This is a genomic window from Tolumonas osonensis, assembly GCF_014202415.1.
GTDB lineage: Bacteria > Pseudomonadota > Gammaproteobacteria > Enterobacterales > Aeromonadaceae > Tolumonas > Tolumonas osonensis.
Genome location: NZ_JACHGR010000003.1, coordinates 112,851 through 129,922, shown reverse-complemented (window position 1 = coordinate 129,922; position 17,072 = coordinate 112,851). Strand labels below are relative to the sequence as shown.

The 17,072-nt window shown below is 50.9% G+C and carries 13 protein-coding genes; 7 read left to right on the top strand and 6 right to left on the bottom strand.

Annotated elements, in window-relative coordinates; all coding sequences use genetic code 11:
- Window positions 1-4 precede the first annotated feature (4 nt).
- Window positions 5-2,785, bottom strand: a complete 2,781-nt coding sequence (locus tag HNR75_RS05070) for a flavocytochrome c (protein ID WP_188025926.1) — start codon at window positions 2,783-2,785, stop codon at window positions 5-7.
- Window positions 2,786-3,665: 880 nt separating this feature from the next.
- Here HNR75_RS05070 and HNR75_RS05065 point away from each other — a divergent pair.
- The 3 genes from HNR75_RS05065 (at window position 3,666) to dcuS (ending at window position 8,778) form a co-directional block, all read left to right on the top strand.
- Window positions 3,666-5,177 carry an anion permease gene (locus HNR75_RS05065; protein WP_188025925.1) on the top strand — a complete coding sequence of 504 codons (1,512 nt, stop codon included), beginning with the start codon at window positions 3,666-3,668 and terminating at the stop codon, window positions 5,175-5,177.
- Between the two features lie 112 nt (window positions 5,178-5,289).
- Window positions 5,290-6,936: a class I fumarate hydratase FumA gene (gene fumA, locus HNR75_RS05060; protein ID WP_188025924.1), complete on the top strand. Its 1,647-nt coding sequence runs from the start codon at window positions 5,290-5,292 to the stop codon at window positions 6,934-6,936.
- Window positions 6,937-7,167: 231 nt separating this feature from the next.
- The gene (gene dcuS, locus HNR75_RS05055) at window positions 7,168-8,778 is read left to right on the top strand and encodes a DcuS/MalK family sensor histidine kinase (protein ID WP_188025923.1); all 1,611 of its coding nucleotides are present in this window, start codon (window positions 7,168-7,170) and stop codon (window positions 8,776-8,778) included.
- A 71-nt stretch (window positions 8,779-8,849) separates the two neighbouring features.
- Here the strand turns inward: dcuS and argR are convergent, their stop codons facing one another.
- Complete coding sequence (gene argR / locus HNR75_RS05050; protein ID WP_188025922.1) at window positions 8,850-9,320, bottom strand: transcriptional regulator ArgR; 471 nt, start codon at window positions 9,318-9,320, stop codon at window positions 8,850-8,852.
- Window positions 9,321-9,620: 300 nt separating this feature from the next.
- Between argR and mdh the strand changes: the two genes are divergently transcribed.
- Window positions 9,621-10,610 (top strand): malate dehydrogenase, encoded by a 990-nt coding sequence (gene mdh, locus HNR75_RS05045; protein ID WP_188025921.1) that lies wholly within the window; start codon window positions 9,621-9,623, stop codon window positions 10,608-10,610.
- Between the two features lie 61 nt (window positions 10,611-10,671).
- Here the strand turns inward: mdh and HNR75_RS05040 are convergent, their stop codons facing one another.
- Window positions 10,672-11,289 (bottom strand): YitT family protein, encoded by a 618-nt coding sequence (locus tag HNR75_RS05040; protein ID WP_223157781.1) that lies wholly within the window; start codon window positions 11,287-11,289, stop codon window positions 10,672-10,674.
- A gap of 139 nt (window positions 11,290-11,428) precedes the next feature.
- Entirely contained in the window at window positions 11,429-11,917 is a 489-nt protein-coding gene (locus HNR75_RS05035) for an Lrp/AsnC family transcriptional regulator (RefSeq protein WP_188025920.1), read from the bottom strand.
- A gap of 306 nt (window positions 11,918-12,223) precedes the next feature.
- Between HNR75_RS05035 and HNR75_RS05030 the strand changes: the two genes are divergently transcribed.
- Window positions 12,224-13,609, top strand: coding sequence for an amino acid permease (locus tag HNR75_RS05030; protein ID WP_188025919.1), 1,386 nt, complete (start codon window positions 12,224-12,226; stop codon window positions 13,607-13,609).
- A gap of 27 nt (window positions 13,610-13,636) precedes the next feature.
- Here HNR75_RS05030 and HNR75_RS05025 read toward each other — a convergent pair whose 3' ends face one another.
- Both HNR75_RS05025 and HNR75_RS05020 read right to left on the bottom strand, forming a co-directional pair.
- Window positions 13,637-14,104: an NfeD family protein gene (locus HNR75_RS05025; RefSeq protein WP_188025918.1), complete on the bottom strand. Its 468-nt coding sequence runs from the start codon at window positions 14,102-14,104 to the stop codon at window positions 13,637-13,639.
- A 3-nt stretch (window positions 14,105-14,107) separates the two neighbouring features.
- Entirely contained in the window at window positions 14,108-15,031 is a 924-nt protein-coding gene (locus tag HNR75_RS05020) for an SPFH domain-containing protein (protein WP_188025917.1), read from the bottom strand.
- Window positions 15,032-15,133: 102 nt separating this feature from the next.
- Here HNR75_RS05020 and HNR75_RS05015 point away from each other — a divergent pair, with 102 nt between their 5' ends.
- Both HNR75_RS05015 and cysG read left to right on the top strand, forming a co-directional pair.
- Complete coding sequence (locus HNR75_RS05015) at window positions 15,134-15,469, top strand: DUF1289 domain-containing protein (RefSeq protein ID WP_188025916.1); 336 nt, start codon at window positions 15,134-15,136, stop codon at window positions 15,467-15,469.
- A gap of 150 nt (window positions 15,470-15,619) precedes the next feature.
- Window positions 15,620-17,026 (top strand): siroheme synthase CysG, encoded by a 1,407-nt coding sequence (cysG, locus tag HNR75_RS05010; RefSeq protein ID WP_188025915.1) that lies wholly within the window; start codon window positions 15,620-15,622, stop codon window positions 17,024-17,026.
- Window positions 17,027-17,072: the final 46 nt, after the last annotated feature.

The following is a 17,072-nucleotide window of genomic DNA, read 5'->3' as shown; positions in this document are numbered from 1 at the left end:
TTGGCTATGAACGCTGTGCGTGATAGGCCGCGTTACGTCCTGCCATCGTACCGAAGATAATGATATCTGCAACCGCATTACCACCGATACGGTTACCACCGTGGATACCACCGACGACTTCACCGGCAGCGAAGGCACCCGGAATCACCTGTTTGTTCACATCCAGCACTTCGGTGTTGGTGTTCACGGTGACCCCGCCCATGGTGTGATGCACACCCGGTGCGATGCGGATCGCGTAGAACGGTCCTTCGTGGATCGGATGACGCAGTGCGGTCTGACGACCAAAATCTTCGTCATGCTGTTTTTCCACAAAGACGTTGTAACGTTCCAGCGTGGCCAGGAAGGCATGCATGTCCATACCCAGTTTGTCCGCCAGCTGACGCGGGCTATCAGCACTCACCACAAAACCTTTGCCGATATACTCATCAGCCGCCTTGTTGTTCAGGCGAACCTGTTCATCGAACACGATGTAGGCGTAGTGTTCTGGCAAACCGATGATCGCGGCAGAAACCTTGTCTCGGGTTTCCATTTCATTGAAGAAACGTTCACCCTTCTGGCTGACCAGAATCGCCCCACCGCCGCGGATCGCTTCCGAGATCAGATAGGAGGTAGTCTGTTCCACGGTCGGGTGGATCTGGATTTCACCCATATCCACGGTGCCGGCGTTGATGCTTTGCAGCAGAGCAATGCCTGAACCGGTTGCGCCTTTGTGGTTGGTGGTGACAAAGTCTTTCAGTTCAGGGCGGTATTTGACCACCATCTCCTGATTCGCGCTGAAACCACCACTCGCCATCACGATGCTCTTGGTGTGAATAGTGAGAATTTCATTCTCTTCGTTTTTCACCCGCAGGCCGCTGACGGCTCCGTTTTCGGTCAGAATTTCGGTCACGTCAGTATCGAGCATCACATCGATGTCGCGCTGGTTCACGTTGCGCAGCAGACCACTGATCAGGAAACCGCCGACGGCAGAACGGTCTGCCGGACGGTGGGTACGATCGATGCTCATACCGCCGGTGATGGTGATATCGTTCAGCTCAATGCCACGATCAGCCAGCCATTCAATCGCTTCCGGGGCGTTGTTAACGAAACTGCGCAGCAGTTCAGGGTTGTTCATCCCTTTACCGCCTTTCAGACTTTCCTGATAGAACTTCTCTTTGCAGTCATCAATGCCTTTCAGTTTCTGGAAACGGGTACCGGCCGCGTTCATACCAACAGAGGCCTTGATAGTGTTACCGCCAATCGTCGACATCTTCTCGACGATCAGTACGCTGGCATCACGGTCGCTGGCCTGAATGGCTGCAGCCAGACCGGCGCCACCACTACCAATGACTACCACGTCGTAACAAGCAGGTTCCAGATTGCCGCCTTCTTCCAGCGCCATGGCTTTGCAGGATTTGGCCATCGCCTTGGTCACGGCTTTCTTCACCGCTTCACTCTGTGTGGTGGCACCGGACACGGCGTCCACGTGCGGCGTGTTGGCATCCAGAATACGGGTCCGGATCTCTTCAAAGCTGGAGACAAAAGTCACGTCCAGATCGGCCTGAGTGTCCAGCGCGATATCCGCAATGCGATCGGTTTCCAGGTTGACGTTGATCAGCAGTTCATTGTCGCCGTCCTGCACTTTTTCCTGGAAGACGCCGCTTTTGAATTTGCCGGTTGGCATGCTGCTCAGATCGCGGATCATCGCCTCAACCAGCGAGAAGCGCCACAGCGGTTCCGGAATGGTCAGGGCTTCACGCTGGGTGCTGTCGATGAACAGTTCCAGGGTTTCACCGCGGGCAATGCGATCTGTCCAGTCAGGGTAGGCGATACATGCTTTACCCACGGCAACCAGATCGTAGCCATGTTCAATCGCGATTTCCGCATCGGCTTTGTTAACGATGCCACCTACGCCAATCATCGGGATCTGCGCCAGTTTTTCAGAACGCAGCGCAGTGTATCGCTGGATCAGCGGGGTTGGATCGTGTTTATCAACGATGGATGGACGCAGGGTGTAACCCATGGAGAAGTGCAGGTAGTGCAGACCCAGCTCTGCCAGTTTTTCCAGCAGATACATGGTGTCATCAAAACGGATGCCCGGTACTTCCAGCTCTTCCGGAGAAAAACGGTAGCCGATGATGAAGGACGGGTCGGCGTACTGACGAACCATTTTCTGGGTAACTTCCAGCACGGCCAGTGGGAAACGCGCGCGGTTTTCACGGCTGCCGCCCCATTGGTCATCACGCTGGTTGGAGTTCGGGGAGAAGAATTGCTGGATCAGGTAGGTGTTGGCGCCGTGAATTTCGACACCGTCGAAACCGGCTTTGATGGCGCGACGTACTGCTTCACCAAACTTGGTGATCATCGCGTCCACTTCTTCGCCCGTCAGCTCGACCGGTGTTGCTGCGCCGTCACGCGGTGCGGCAATCGCGCTCGGACCCACCGGGGTGCGGCCACCGATCAGCGTGGGTTCGACCATGCGGCCACCGTGATAAACCTGAATCACGGCTTTTGAACCTTTCGACTTGATGGCTTCGGCGATTTTCGCCAGACCTTCGATTTTGTCGTCTGTGTCGAGACCAATCGCACCTGGGAAAGCCAGGCCGAGATCATCCACAAAGCCACATTCCACGATTACCGTACCGATGCTGCCTGCACGCTCGCGATAGTAGTCAACCAGTTCACTGGTGACACTGCCGTCGAAATATCCGGTGCAGGTGGTCATTGGAGCCATCAGGAGACGGTTTTTCAGTTGTGTGCCATTGGGAAGAGTAAATGGACTCAGAATGTCATTTTTAGAGTACATAATATCAGCTCCAAACTAAAAAACTCAGATAGGTAGATTTAAGAAACTGGTTCCCGTTGATTATTTTTTTATTTTTCAGAATGGTGTAGGGGTAATTCTTATTGCAATAAAAACTAATTTTTAACTGGGTTTAACTCTACGATACAGAAAACAGAGTTGAATAATGTCGGTTAAATTTAATTAGCTCACTGGAAATATAGTATTCTATTTTTCTCTTAAAACCCGCTTACATTAGTTAAATAACTAATTTCCGTTTATAAGAATAGCTGTTGATTAATTGTTGTTGTTATTAAAAATAAATGTTCCACATTTGTTATTATATCCTTTTATTTATTTATAAATAATTATCAATCTGGTAACACATTAATAACAATTCATATTATTTGTAATATTATCAATTGGTTGTGTGTTTTTTATTATCGGAATCAGGTTTCCTTATAGATCGTGGAATCATATAGAGCCACTATTTTCTAACTGATTGACTCTAGTCTGGACAGTGAAGACGATCCTCGTTTATAAAATGACAAGCGTTGCCATTTATTCTTTTGTTACTCGGTGGATTAATCCTTATTCTAAAATTATGATCAAGATCAACTGCGGTTTTTTTTAAAAATGATTATACTGATTATATAGGTTTTAGACGCCGCTATTCATTTTCGATAAAAGCAGTAATCATTAAAAAATTAATTTGTCATTACTTTTGAAACTAATGTAAGTAATAAAACTAAAATAATTAAAACTGACGGATTTTAATAAATGTCGGCATGTTCTCTGTCGGGCGTAATTCAGGTTTCTGGTCAAAACGGAAACTTGATCTTTGCCAGAAAAAGACATGCATGGGTCATGAATACAGAATTATTAACTACTGAAGATAAACACTATGAGTGAAGCAAGCGTTTCAATTGACACTAAGGTGGCCAGTAAAGCATCAGATGGTAAGCTAAACCGTCTTTTCTTTTTGTTGGCACCGTTCGTGGTAACGGCTCTATTGTTGTTGATGCCAGTTCCCGAAGGATTACAGCCCTATGCATGGTATTACTTTGCCATTTTCGTAGGGGTTATCGTTGGTCTGATTTTCGAACCGCTGCCGGGCGCTGTGATTGGCCTGACCGGTGTGGTCGCGATTGCCCTGGCCAGCCAGTGGGTGTTGTTCAGCCCGGAAGATATGGCGGCGCCGAAATTTAAACTGGCCGCCGAATCCTTCAAATGGGCCGTCAGTGGTTTTGGTAACTCCACGGTATGGCTGATCTTTGGCGCCTTCATGTTCGCGGCCGGCTACGACAAGACCCAGTTTGGTCGTCGTCTGGCGCTGATTCTGGTGAAATATCTGGGTCGCCGCAGTCTGACTCTGGGTTATGCGATCACCTTCGCTGATCTGCTGCTGGCACCTTTCACGCCGTCAAACACCGCGCGTAGTGGCGGCACGATTTTCCCAATCATTGCCAACCTGCCGCCGCTGTACGGTTCAAAACCGAATGATCCAAGTGCCCGTAAAATCGGTTCCTATCTGATGTGGGTGGCGATCACTGCAACCTGTATCACCAGCTCGATGTTCCTGTCGGCACTGGCACCGAACCTGCTGGCCCTGGCGCTGGTAAAAAGCACCGTCGGTATCAATATTACCTGGGGTAACTGGTTCATGGCGTTCCTGCCACTGGGTATCCTGCTGATCCTGACCATGCCGCTGCTGGCTTACATCTTCTATCCGCCAGAAGTGAAGTTTAACGATGAAGTACCGCGTTGGGCGAGTGCCGAACTGGCGAAACTGGGTCGTCTGTCCCGTAACGAAATGCTGCTGCTGGTGTTCGTTTGTGCGGCACTGATCATGTGGATCTTCGCGGCATCCGTGATTGAACCTGCGATGGCGGCGTTGCTGATCATCGGTCTGATGCTGTGGACCGGCGTGCTGAACTGGAACGACATTACTGGTAACAAACCAGCCTGGAATACCTTCTTCTGGTTTGCGACGCTGGTTGCCTTGGCGAACGGTTTATCAACTACCGGTTTCATTGCCTGGTTAGGCAAAGAAGGTGGGGTGTTGATGAATGGATTTTCTCCAACGGTGGCTACTATTCTGATCGTGGTCGCGTTCTACCTGCTGCATTACCTGTTTGCCAGCGCTACGGCCCACACCACGGCACTGCTGCCGGCTGCACTGACTATCGCCGCCACGATTCCGGGTGTTAATATGGAAGTGTTCTGTCTGATGATGGTGACCTCGCTGGGCGTGATGGGCATTATCACTCCATACGGCACAGGTCCGAGCCCGATTTACTACGGTAGTGGTTATCTGCCGACTGCAGACTACTGGCGTCTCGGGACTATCTTCGGTGCCATTTTCCTGGCGGCACTGCTGATCATTGGCTATCCATGGATGGCAATGATGTTCTGATAAACAAACAGCCGACCCACCGGGACGGCTGTTTTTGTATTTGAATCTGCGCCGTAAGCAGGGAGAAAGATTTCTGCTGCGGTGGTCATAAAAATGATGAGAGAGTAGAGCAATGTCAAATAAACCATTTTATTACCAGGATCCGTTCCCACTCGCAAAAGACGACACCGAATACTATCTGCTGACCAAAGATCATGTTTCTGTCAGTGAGTTTGAAGGTCAGGAAGTCCTGAAAGTAGCGCCTGAAGCGCTGACCTTACTGGCGCAGCAAGCGTTCTACGATGCTTCTTTCATGCTGCGTACTTCGCACAAGCAACAGGTTGCTGCGATCCTGCATGATCCGGAAGCCAGCGAAAACGATAAATACGTTGCCCTGCAATTCCTGCGTAACTCTGAAATCTCTGCCAAAGGTGTGCTGCCGACCTGTCAGGATACCGGTACGGCTATCATCATGGGTAAGAAAGGCCAGCGCGTCTGGACCGGCGGTGGCGATGAAGCCGCGCTGACCCGTGGTGTTTACAATGCCTACACCGAACACAACCTGCGCTACTCACAGACCGTCGCGCTGGATATGTATAAAGAGACCAACACAGGTACCAACCTGCCTGCACAAATCGATTTGTACAGCGTGGATGGTAACGAATACAAATTCCTGTGTATCGCCAAAGGCGGTGGCTCTGCCAACAAAACCTACCTGTACCAGGAAACCAAAGCGCTGCTGACGCCAGAAAAACTGAAAACGTTCCTGGTAGATAAAATGCGCTCACTGGGTACCGCAGCTTGCCCGCCATATCATATCGCCTTTGTTGTCGGTGGCACTTCAGCGGAAAGCACGCTGAAAACCGTGAAGCTGGCTTCTACCCGCTACTATGACGGTCTGCCAACCGAAGGCAACGCGCACGGTCAGGCGTTCCGTGATGTTCAACTGGAACAGGAACTGCTGAAAGAAGCACAGAATCTGGGTCTGGGCGCGCAGTTTGGTGGTAAATATTTCGCGCACGACATTCGCGTGATCCGTCTGCCGCGTCACGGTGCATCCTGCCCGATTGGTATGGGTGTTTCCTGCTCGGCTGACCGTAACATCAAAGCGAAGATCAACCGTGATGGTATCTGGATCGAGAAACTGGAAACCAATCCGGGCCAGTATATTCCGGAAGAACTGCGTCAGGCCGGTGAAGGCGAAGCGGTGCAGATCAACCTGGACCGTCCGATGAAAGAGATCCTGGGTCAGCTGTCGCAATATCCGGTTTCAACCCGTCTGTCTCTGTCCGGTACCATCATCGTGGCCCGTGACATTGCGCACGCCAAACTGAAAGAGCTGCTGGATAACGGTCAGGAACTGCCACAATACGTGAAAGATCACCCGATCTATTACGCAGGCCCTGCCAAGACTCCGGAAGGTTATGCATCCGGTTCACTGGGCCCGACGACTGCTGGTCGTATGGATTCCTATGTTGATCTGCTGCAATCCCATGGCGCGAGCATGATCATGCTGGCGAAAGGTAACCGTAGTCAGCAAGTGACCGATGCCTGCCATAAACATGGTGGTTTCTATCTGGGCAGTATCGGTGGCCCGGCGGCGATTCTGGCGCAGGAAAGCATCAAGAGTCTGGAATGTGTGGCTTACCCTGAACTGGGGATGGAAGCGATCTATAAGATCGAAGTTGAAAACTTCCCGGCATTCATTCTGGTGGATGACAAAGGTAACGATTTCTTCCAGCAGATCCAGGCGAAATGCGCTGGCTGTGCGATGAAGTAATCACCTGGTATTCAGTCAGCGAAAACTGACGTGAAATCAGATAAAAATCCAGTGACCGCAAGGCACTGGATTTTTTAACTGAGCATTTCCGAAAGCCTGATAGTCAGCGGGTTTTCAGAAATGTTTACCGTTTGAGCAAAATCATTCACAGTTTCTCTCTCATTTCCCGTATCTTGATTTTCTCTTTTTTAGTGAACCCTCCGGTTTGTATTTCTGAAAGGAATAGCATTGGTGCTCAGACTGTCTTCTCCTTTGAAACTTCGTACCCGAATCATGCTACTGGTTTGTACTGTGATTGCGCTGGTGTTACTGGTGGTGCATGCCATCTTTGTTACACAATCAACCGCCCTTACTAAAAGCAGTCTGGAAGAAAAGGCCAGGGCAGTCGCACGTACACTGACGGAAACCCCGTTTGTGGGTGCGGCGATCAATGATCCTGAGCAGCAGCAAGCCTTACAGAAATACATAGAATCCGTCCGAAAACACAATGAATTGCTCTACATCACGGTGATGGACATGAACGCGATCCGTCATACCCACCCTGATCCGAAAATGATCGGCCAGCGTTTTCAGGGCGGCGATGAAAAGAAAGCGCTGCGAGGAGAGGAGTCTATAACCGAAGCCATGGGCTCGTTAGGAAATTCGGTGCGAGTGATCAGCCCGCTCTATTATCAGGGCAAGCAGGTTGGTGCGATCGCTGCGGGGCTTTCAACGGAAAAAATAGAGGCCACTATCTCTGCTAACCTCTTATTTGCTTATATTGCGTTGTTGTTTGGGGGGGTAGTTGGCGCTATCGGCGCGTTTTATCTGGCGCATAAAATCAAATCAATCATGTTTGGCCTGGAGCCTTCCGAAATCGCCAGTTTACTGGAACAACGCAGTGCGATGTTGCAATCGATTCGCGAGGGCGTCATTGCGGTCAATGCACAGTCCGAAATTACGCTGATCAATGATGAGGCAAAACGCCTGTTACGACTGAGTGGTTCGTTCAATGAACTGTTGCAGGATAAGGGCAGCAAAAGCTGGCCCAAACTGCTGAATCTGCAGGAAGTGTTGCAAACGGGAACCGCCCGGCATGATGAAGAGCTGAAGTTTAACGGACTTGTTCTGCTGAGCAGCAGCGTGCCGGTACGGGTGAATGGCCAGATCGCCGGGGCCGTGGTGTCGTTTCGTGACAAGACGGAGGTCAGCCAGCTGGTTCAGCGCCTGAGCGGCATGTCGAATTATGCCGAAGCGCTGCGCATGCAGACGCACGAGTTTATGAACAAGCTGCAAGTCATTCTGGGCATGGTCAATATCCGGGCTTTTGATCAGCTGGAACATTACATCATGGGGATCGCCGGGCAGTATCAGAGTGATGTCGGTGCATTGATTCGGCAAATAAAAGATCCGGTCATTGCCGGATTTCTGCTGGGTAAAATCAACCGGGCGCGGGAGGCGGGGATCACCGTGATCGTCACCGACGACAGCTATCTGCCCGAATCCAGCCAGCTGGAGCAATTGCATGTCCTGGTGACGATGCTGGGCAATCTGCTGGAAAATGCAATAGATGCGCTGGAAGGGGTTCCTGACCCAACCATTACGGTGGCACTGGATTATGAGGACGGTTCGCTGTTTTGTGTGGTCAAGGATAACGGCAAGGGCATTCCACCGGATGTGATCCCCCATATTTTTGAGCGGGGATTTTCCACCAAAGGGACGCAGCGGGGGCTCGGGCTTTATCTGGTCAAAGAAAGCCTGGCCAAACTGGAACACAGTTCGATTGAATGCCGGAATAATCCGGATCGGGGCGCCAGCTTTATCGTGACCCTGCCTTATGCCGGCAAGGTGGCTGAATCATAACCGGGCATCGTGGCTGAGACTGCCAATGAGAGATCCTTCCCCCGCATGACAAGGGGGAAGGTGTGACGCAGTTAACTGGTCTGTTCGAACAGCTCAAGCACAGAGTCGTATAACTCATCAATATCGGATTCGGCGGTCGGCGTGATGAAGATAGTGTCATCGCCGGCGATAGTGCCGAGAATACCTTCCGCTTTACCCAGCGAATCCAGCATGCGGGCAATCAGTTGCGCCGCACCGGGCGTCGTGTGAATGACCAGAATGATGCCGTTATGATCCACATCCAGAACCAGATTTTTCAGTGGACTGTTGATGGTCGGAATGCCCAGTTCTACGGGCAGACAATACACCATCTCCATTTTTGCATTACGGGTACGTACCGCGCCGAACCGGCTCAGCATGCGGGAGACTTTAGACTGGTTGATGTTTTCAAAACCGATTTCGTTGAGCGCGGTGACGATTTCGGCCTGTGAGCCGAACCGTTCTTCCCGCAACAAGGCTTTGAACGCTTTAACGAGTTGTTCCTGTTTTTCGCCGGGCTTCATTTAAAATCCGAGATGAATCGTTCATAAAAGGATAATTTTGCAGTCTGGCTGCATATATTTCAATGATCGTTGCATAAAAATTGATACCTGAATGCGGGAAGTGTGCGGCAGTTTTCGTTTGCCGACATGTAAAAATGACATAAGAAATCAGTTAAACGATTCAGTTCCGGAAAATAAAGAGTGAAACGCAGTTCACACTTCATAATGCAATGTTTGGAGAGGGCGCCACTTTCTACTATTTTCATTAAAGAGCAAGATCTGATTACTACCATCACAACAACAAAATCTGTGGAGCCTGCTATGAAAATAACTGTTCTTGGTGCTGCTGGTGGTATAGGACAATCGGTGTCTCTGTTATTAAAAATGAAATTGCCGGCGGGTTTTAAACTGGCCTTGTATGACATCGCACCGGTCACGCCGGGGATCGGGGTGGATTTAAGCCATATTCCTACCGACGTTGCGGTCAAAGGTTTCACCGGTAACGATCTGCCTCTGGCATTGGAAGGCAGCAATGTGGTGGTGATCTGTGCCGGTATTGCCCGCAAACCAGGTATGCACCGCAGTGATTTATTCAAATTCAACGCCGGTGTTATTCGGGATCTGATTGCTACGGGTGCCGCGATTTGTCCGAATGCCTGTTTCTGCATTATTACCAATCCGGTGAACAGCATGGTGCCGGTAGCGGCAGAAGTGCTGAAAAAAGCCGGGGTTTATAATCCGCAGAAACTTTTTGGCGTCACCATGCTGGATGTGATCCGGGCTGAAACCTTTGTGGCGAAATTCCTGGATCGGGCGGCAGGGACCATTCGGGTCAATGTGATTGGTGGCCACAGTGGTCAAACCATCCTGCCGGTTATGTCGCAGGTGGGGGGATTTGAATTTACTGACGAAGAAGCGGCTGCCCTGGTCCGTCATATTCAGGATGCCGGTACCGAAGTGGTGGATGCCAAAGCCGGCAATGGATCTGCCACACTGGCGATGGCGGCGGCAGGATACCGTTTCATTAATGCCGTCGTCCGTGGGCTGATGGATGAAGAGAACGTGATTGAATGCGCCTATGTGGAAGGTGGCAGTCAGCACAGCCGGTTCTTCTCGCAACCGATGCGTCTGGGCAAAGAAGGCTGGTACAAGGTATTGCCGTATGGGCCGCTGACACAGGCAGAGAAAGCATCGCTGGAGGCGATGCTGCCAACGTTACGTGACGAAATCCGGATGGGCGAGGACTTTATTCTGAAACCGGAGCTGTTTCAGGATCAGCCGGCAGAGGCGGGAAAAGCTGAAAAGAAATAGGTGCTTTAAATTAAGACAAAGGGAGCGTTGGCTCCCTTTCTGCTTTTACGGATCAGGCTATTTACCCCAGATAACGTTCCGGCCGGTGATTAATCGTAATAATCATGTTCATGATAAAAGCCCCGATCAGCGAGGCAATCAGCATCTGCATATCGACAATAAAGAATGAGGCAAACAACACCAGCGTATCAATCAGCATCTGCAGCTTGCCGGCCTTGATCAGACCTTTTTCCTGTAAATAGAGTGCCAGTACATTAATACCACCCAGACTCATTTTGTGACGGAACAAGACAATAAATCCGACCCCCATCAGCACATTGCCGAAGATGGCGGCATAGAAAGGATTAATCAGATCAATATGGATGAATAAGGGATGCCATTCCGAAAACACGGAGACACTCGCAACAGCCGTGAAGGTCTTGATGGTGAACGGCCAGCCCATCCGGCGAATAGCCAGATAATAGAAAGGCAGATTGAGCAGGAAGAAAAAGACACCGAAGGCGGTATGCGTCAGATAATGGAGCAGAAAAGCGAGTCCGGCGATACTACCGGTCAACGCCCCGGCCTGTTTCAGCAGGATCACACCGAATGAAACCATGGATGTACCAATGACAATGGCAAAAAGATCTTCATAGATCCGGTGCGTTAACGGCACGGCGGCCATCTGCTGACTACTCATATACGCTTACTCCCTCAGTTCTGACTGGCGCTGCTTTCTTCTTCATCAACCGGAAAAAGAAAACGAAACGCATGATACATGCATGAAAACTCAAATCAATGCATGAATCGTGCGATATTGTCGCCATTCAGGAGGTTTCTTAGTTTTTTCCTGCAGTCGTCGGCAGGGCTGGAATCATGATGCCATTTTCCTTTAGCCGATTGAGAACTACAGAGGTTTTCAGGTGCGCCACGCTGCTGTTTTGCGCCAGAATCTGACTGATCAGCTCGCTCAGGCTTTGCAGATTCGCCACGGCCACTTTTAGCAGATAGTCGGCATCGCCGGTCGTCTTGAAGGCATCAATAATGGCATCAACGTTTTCCAGCATAGTGTGGAAGGTTGCCACACAGTTAGGGGTATGGTTAATCAGTTTAACTTCAATTAAACCAATCATTTCCTGACCCACCGCATCCGGCGCCAGGCGGGCATGATAACCCAGAATCAGTTGTGCCTGCTCCAGCGCAATACGCCGGCGGGAACATTGCGAGGAAGAGAGACCGGTCAACTCGCTGAGTTCCGCATTGGTCAGCCGCCCGTTGGATTGCAACAGGGTTAATATTTTTAAGTCATAATCATCAATCTGATACATACGATCCACATTTAGTCACATCGGTTTATCGTGAGCCTATCAGTTTTATTCCGTCAGACCTAATCAAACACCGCTTATGTGGGTATCACAATTCACATATCACCCTTTTTATGGATCTTTACTGCACATTTAGTGCGTCATCATTGATCTTTATGCACAATATAAGCGCGTGGCAGGCACTTATCGTTTTTAGATGTGGATCGGAATAAAAATATATTCTCTTAAATCAATGAGTTAATTTAAAAGTGATAAAACTGGTCTGTTTGCTGCTTTATCCGGATGGATTTTATTCTTTGGAGATTCAAGATGGATTCATCCCAGCAGCACGGACAATTAAAACGGGGTCTCAAAAACCGGCATATTCAGCTGATAGCCTTGGGCGGTGCTGTCGGCACCGGTTTGTTCCTGGGGATCGCGCAGACGATCCAGATGGCTGGCCCGGCGGTATTGCTCGGTTATGCGATTGCCGGTCTGATCGCGTTTTTTATCATGCGTCAGCTCGGGGAGATGGTGGTAGAGGAGCCGGTCGCGGGTTCATTCAGCCACTTTGCCAATAAATACTGGAGTCCTTTTGCCGGTTTCATGTCGGGCTGGAATTACTGGGTGCTGTATGTGCTGGTCAGTATGGCGGAACTGAGCGCCGTCGGTATCTATGTTCAGTACTGGTTTCCGGCCATTCCGACCTGGGTTTCGGCTGCGGTCTTCTTTGTCATCATCAATACCCTGAATCTGACCACGGTCAAAATGTATGGTGAGCTGGAGTTCTGGTTTTCCATTATCAAGGTGGCCGCGATCATCGGGATGATCCTGTTCGGCAGCTATCTGTTGATGAGCGGCACCGGCGGTCCGGAGGCCTCGGTCAGTAATTTATGGCAGCACGGCGGTTTTTTCCCACACGGTATCTCCGGTCTGGTGATGGCGATGGCGGTGATCATGTTTTCGTTTGGAGGGCTGGAACTGGTCGGTATTACGGCCGCAGAAGCCGATGAACCGGAGAAGAGCATCCCGCGAGCCACCAATCAGGTGCTGGTCCGTATTCTGATCTTTTATGTGGGCGCACTGGCGGTGCTGCTTTCGCTGTATCCGTGGACAAAAGTGGTTGAGGGTGGCAGTCCGTTCGTGATGATTTTCCACGCGCTGGACAGCGAGTGGGTGGCCAATATTCTGAATCTGGTGGTGTTATCCGCCGCCCTTTCGGTCTACAACAGCTGTGTCTACTGCAATAGCCGCATGTTGCTGGGGTTGGCACAGCAGGGTAATGCGCCACAAACGTTCAGCCGGGTGAATAAACGGGGGATCCCGCTCAAGGCACTGAGTATTTCGGCTCTGGCGACCGGACTTTGTGTTCTGCTCAATTTTGCCATGCCGGGCAAGGCCTTTGAGCTCTTGATGTCGCTGGTGGTGTCGGCACTGGTGATTAACTGGATCATGATCTGCATTACGCATCTGAAATTCCGTCAGGCCAAGCAAGCGCACCAGCAGACAACTCGTTTTAAAAGCCTGGGTTATCCGCTGACTAACGGGCTGTGTCTGCTCTTCCTGCTGGGTATTCTGCTGGTGATGGCCATGACGCCGGGTATCCAGATTTCGGTCTGGCTGATCCCGATCTGGTTGCTGGTGATGGCGGTGGGCTATCAGATTAAATGTAAATATGCAGGTTCTGATGTGCTGGTAGGGATAACTGAGCATTAAGAGGTTAAGGGAGCATCCGCTCCCTTTTTATCTGCCGGTAGTGATTGATTTCACAACCAGATAAGTACCTTCTGCGGCAACAACCTTAACCACGGCTCCGGCCGGTAGCGCTTCATTCGTCAGCACCACCCAGACGGTATCTTCGATCCGTACCCGGCTTTTTCCCAGTCTGACATCTTCCAGCAAGGTGGTTTGTACACCGATACAACGCTGTATGCGCTGATTCAGCACTTTCACTTCGGCGGATGGCTTATCCTGCTTGTTAAGCCGGAACCAGCACCAGGTGGTGATAATGCTGAATATGGCAAACAGGCTCCATTGCGTATAGATACCGGGTTCTGCAAGAAAAACGATCACCGCTGTCAGCAGCGCAGCAATACCGGTCCACAGCAGCAGACCGGCGGTACCGAATAATTCCAGCAATAACAGGATGGAGCCCAGGATCAGCCAGTGCCAGTAACTCCATTCAGACAGCCATATCCAGTCATGCATCATCTATCATTGTCCTTTTTTCGGGGCGATCTCGTTCACTAGCTGGCTGATACCGCTGATCGAACCGATCAGTTGTGATGCCTCCAACGGCATCAGTACCAGCTTGCTGTTCTGACCATCGCCAATTCTGGCCAGTGCATCGGTATATTTTTGTGCCACGAAGTAATTGATCGCCTGTGTATTTCCGTTGGCAATGGCATCAGAAACCAGCTGGGTGGCTTTCGCCTCGGCTTCAGCCTGACGTTCCCGGGCTTCTGCGGCCAGAAACGCGGCCTGACGTTCCCCTTCGGCTTTCAGGATCTGTGACTGTTTTTCCCCCTCCGCTTTTAATATCTTGGATTGCCGGACACCTTCCGCTTCCAGAATTTCCGCCCGTTTTTGCCGTTCCGCTTTCATCTGGGCATTCATCGAAGCGATCAGATCCTGCGGTGGCCGTACATCCTTGATCTCGATACGGGTGACTTTGACCCCCCACGGGTTGGTTGCCGCATCGACGGTTATCAGCAGCTTTTCGTTGATGGTGTCACGTTGTGACAGCATATGATCCAGCTCCATCGCGCCTAATACGGTACGGATATTGGTCATGGTCAGATTGCGGATCGCCAGCATCAGGTCATTGACTTCATAGGCGGCTTTGTGTGCCTCGATCACCTGTACAAAACTCACGGCGTCAATGGTGACGTTCGCGTTATCGCGGGAGATGACCTCCTGTGGCGGAATATCGAGCACCTGTTCCATCATATTGATTTTATGGCCAATACGATCGATAAACGGGATGAGCAGATTCAAGCCGGGAGTCAGCGTGCGCGTGTAGCGGCCAAAACGTTCAACCGTCCAGTTATAGCCTTGTGGAACCACCTTGATGATCGAACTGAGCGTCACGAATACCAGTACGATAAAGACAAAAAGCAGCAATAAACTTAAATCCATAGCGATCTCCCTGAAGTTACTTTCTGATTATATTTTTTCACATACAATCAAAAGTATAGAACATTAGCATGACGGACGAATTGATATGAACAGGAAGGTTGTATGACAGTGGGGTCGCCTTGTCGTGGCATCTGTCAGCTTGATGCTGGCGGAAAATTCTGCACGAGTTGCCAGCGGACGCTGGACGAGATTGCCGGCTGGCCGCAGTTCGGTGAAGAAGAAAAGCAACGGATATGGGCCCGGCTGCTGAGTCTGCCGTTACCGGTCAAAGAAAAATCCTGTTCACAGTGTGGACAGCATTTTGTGTGTGGCAGTGGTGGCAAACAGGGTGGATGCTGGTGTCAGGATCTGCCAAACCAGGCACCGCTGGCGGGCAGTATCGGCGATTGTCTGTGTCCTGATTGTCTGACAAAAGCCCTGCATGAAACAACCAAATGAGTCCGTTTGTCATTCAAAAAATCACATCATTTTCTATATCTAATAATCAGATATACATATTACTTTTTAGCCATAGAAAGTGCCTTTTTAGTATTTTACATCTTATACATACATGTCTATATTCACATTTCAGAAATAGGGGGAATCATCATGGATTATCTGCCGTTATTTGCCAGATTAAATAATCGTGCGGTACTGCTGGTCGGCGGTGGCGATATCGCCCTGCGCAAAGCACGTTTATTGCTGGATGCCGGCGCCCGTCTGACCGTGGTAGCTCCTTCGCTGCACGAAGAGCTGACTGAATTGCTGGTTGGACATACCTATATTCCATCCCGTTTCCATGCAGAACATTTAACGAACCAGATGCTGGTTATTGCCGCAACGGATGATGAACAGGTGAATGCCGATGTCGCCGCTGCTGCCGACACCGCGAATATCTGGGTGAACGTGGTGGACGATCCGGATCGCTCCAGCTTCATTTTCCCGTCGATTATCGATCGTTCACCGATCATGGTGGCGGTATCGAGCGGCGGAAAGGCACCGGTACTGGTGCGCATGCTGCGCGAACGTTTAGAAGCGCTGCTGCCAAAACACCTCGGTGCACTGGCTACTTTGTCCGGTGAATGGCGCGACCGTATCAAAACCACGTTATCGCATATCACGGCCCGTCGCCGTTTCTGGGAGAAAGCCTTTGCCTCGCCGCAACTGGCTACGTTACTGGAAACCGAACAGCACGAAGCGGCAGAACAGTGGATGGCGCAGCAACTGGATGCGGAAGATTACGCCGGTGGCGAAATTGTGCTGGTAGGCGCCGGTCCGGGCGATGCCGGCCTGCTGACGCTGAAAGGGTTGCAACAAATCCAGCAGGCCGAAGTGGTGCTGTATGACCAACTGGTATCGCCGGAAGTGATGAATCTGGTTCGCCGCGATGCCGAACGCATCAGCGTCGGTAAAAAAGCGGGCGCACACAGTGTGCCGCAACATGAAATCAACGAATTGTTATTAAGCCATGCCCGCGCCGGTAAACGCGTGGTGCGTCTGAAAGGCGGTGATCCGTTTATGTTCGGTCGCGGTGCGGAAGAGCTGCAGGCTGCGAGAGCAGAAGGTATTCCGTTCTCCGTCGTGCCGGGCATTACCGCAGCGGCAGGGGCAACGGCGTATGCCGGTATCCCGCTGACCCATCGTGACAGTGCGCAAAGCGCCGTGTTTATCACCGGCCACTGCAAACAGGATGGACAGGAGCCGGACTGGGCGGCACTGGCCGCCAGCAATCAGACTCTGGTGATTTACATGGGCCTGATTGGTTCGCCAACGATCACAGAACGACTGATCGCGCATGGCCGTCGTCCGGAAACACCGGTGGCGCTGATTGAACGTGGTACGACCGTCAGACAACGCGTGTTGCGCGGTACGCTGCAGGAATTACCTGAACTGGCCAAAGATGCACACAGCCCATCACTGATTGTGATTGGTGAAGTAGCAGCATTGGCTGACACATTAAGCTGGTTTGGTGGTGCTACCGCCTCCGGTAAAGAACATTTGATCAATCTTGCCTGATCACTGTCTGCACTGTCAGGCAAAGGCGTAAACAGGAGTAGTAAGC

Bases quoted from the DNA above. Each gene is read 5' to 3' on its own strand.
- HNR75_RS05065 (WP_188025925.1), top strand. From the start codon at position 3,666: ATGAGTGAAGCAAGCGTTTCAATTGACACTAAGGTGGCCAGTAAAGCA.
- fumA (WP_188025924.1), top strand. From the start codon at position 5,290: ATGTCAAATAAACCATTTTATTACCAGGATCCGTTCCCACTCGCAAAA.
- HNR75_RS05020 (WP_188025917.1), bottom strand. From the start codon at position 15,031: ATGGATTTAAGTTTATTGCTGCTTTTTGTCTTTATCGTACTGGTATTC.
- HNR75_RS05030 (WP_188025919.1), top strand. From the start codon at position 12,224: ATGGATTCATCCCAGCAGCACGGACAATTAAAACGGGGTCTCAAAAAC.
- cysG (WP_188025915.1), top strand. From the start codon at position 15,620: ATGGATTATCTGCCGTTATTTGCCAGATTAAATAATCGTGCGGTACTG.
- HNR75_RS05035 (WP_188025920.1), bottom strand. From the start codon at position 11,917: ATGTATCAGATTGATGATTATGACTTAAAAATATTAACCCTGTTGCAA.
- mdh (WP_188025921.1), top strand. From the start codon at position 9,621: ATGAAAATAACTGTTCTTGGTGCTGCTGGTGGTATAGGACAATCGGTG.
- HNR75_RS05070 (WP_188025926.1), bottom strand. From the start codon at position 2,785: ATGTACTCTAAAAATGACATTCTGAGTCCATTTACTCTTCCCAATGGC.
- HNR75_RS05015 (WP_188025916.1), top strand. From the start codon at position 15,134: ATGACAGTGGGGTCGCCTTGTCGTGGCATCTGTCAGCTTGATGCTGGC.
- HNR75_RS05040 (WP_223157781.1), bottom strand. From the start codon at position 11,289: ATGAGTAGTCAGCAGATGGCCGCCGTGCCGTTAACGCACCGGATCTAT.
- HNR75_RS05025 (WP_188025918.1), bottom strand. From the start codon at position 14,104: ATGATGCATGACTGGATATGGCTGTCTGAATGGAGTTACTGGCACTGG.
- argR (WP_188025922.1), bottom strand. From the start codon at position 9,320: ATGAAGCCCGGCGAAAAACAGGAACAACTCGTTAAAGCGTTCAAAGCC.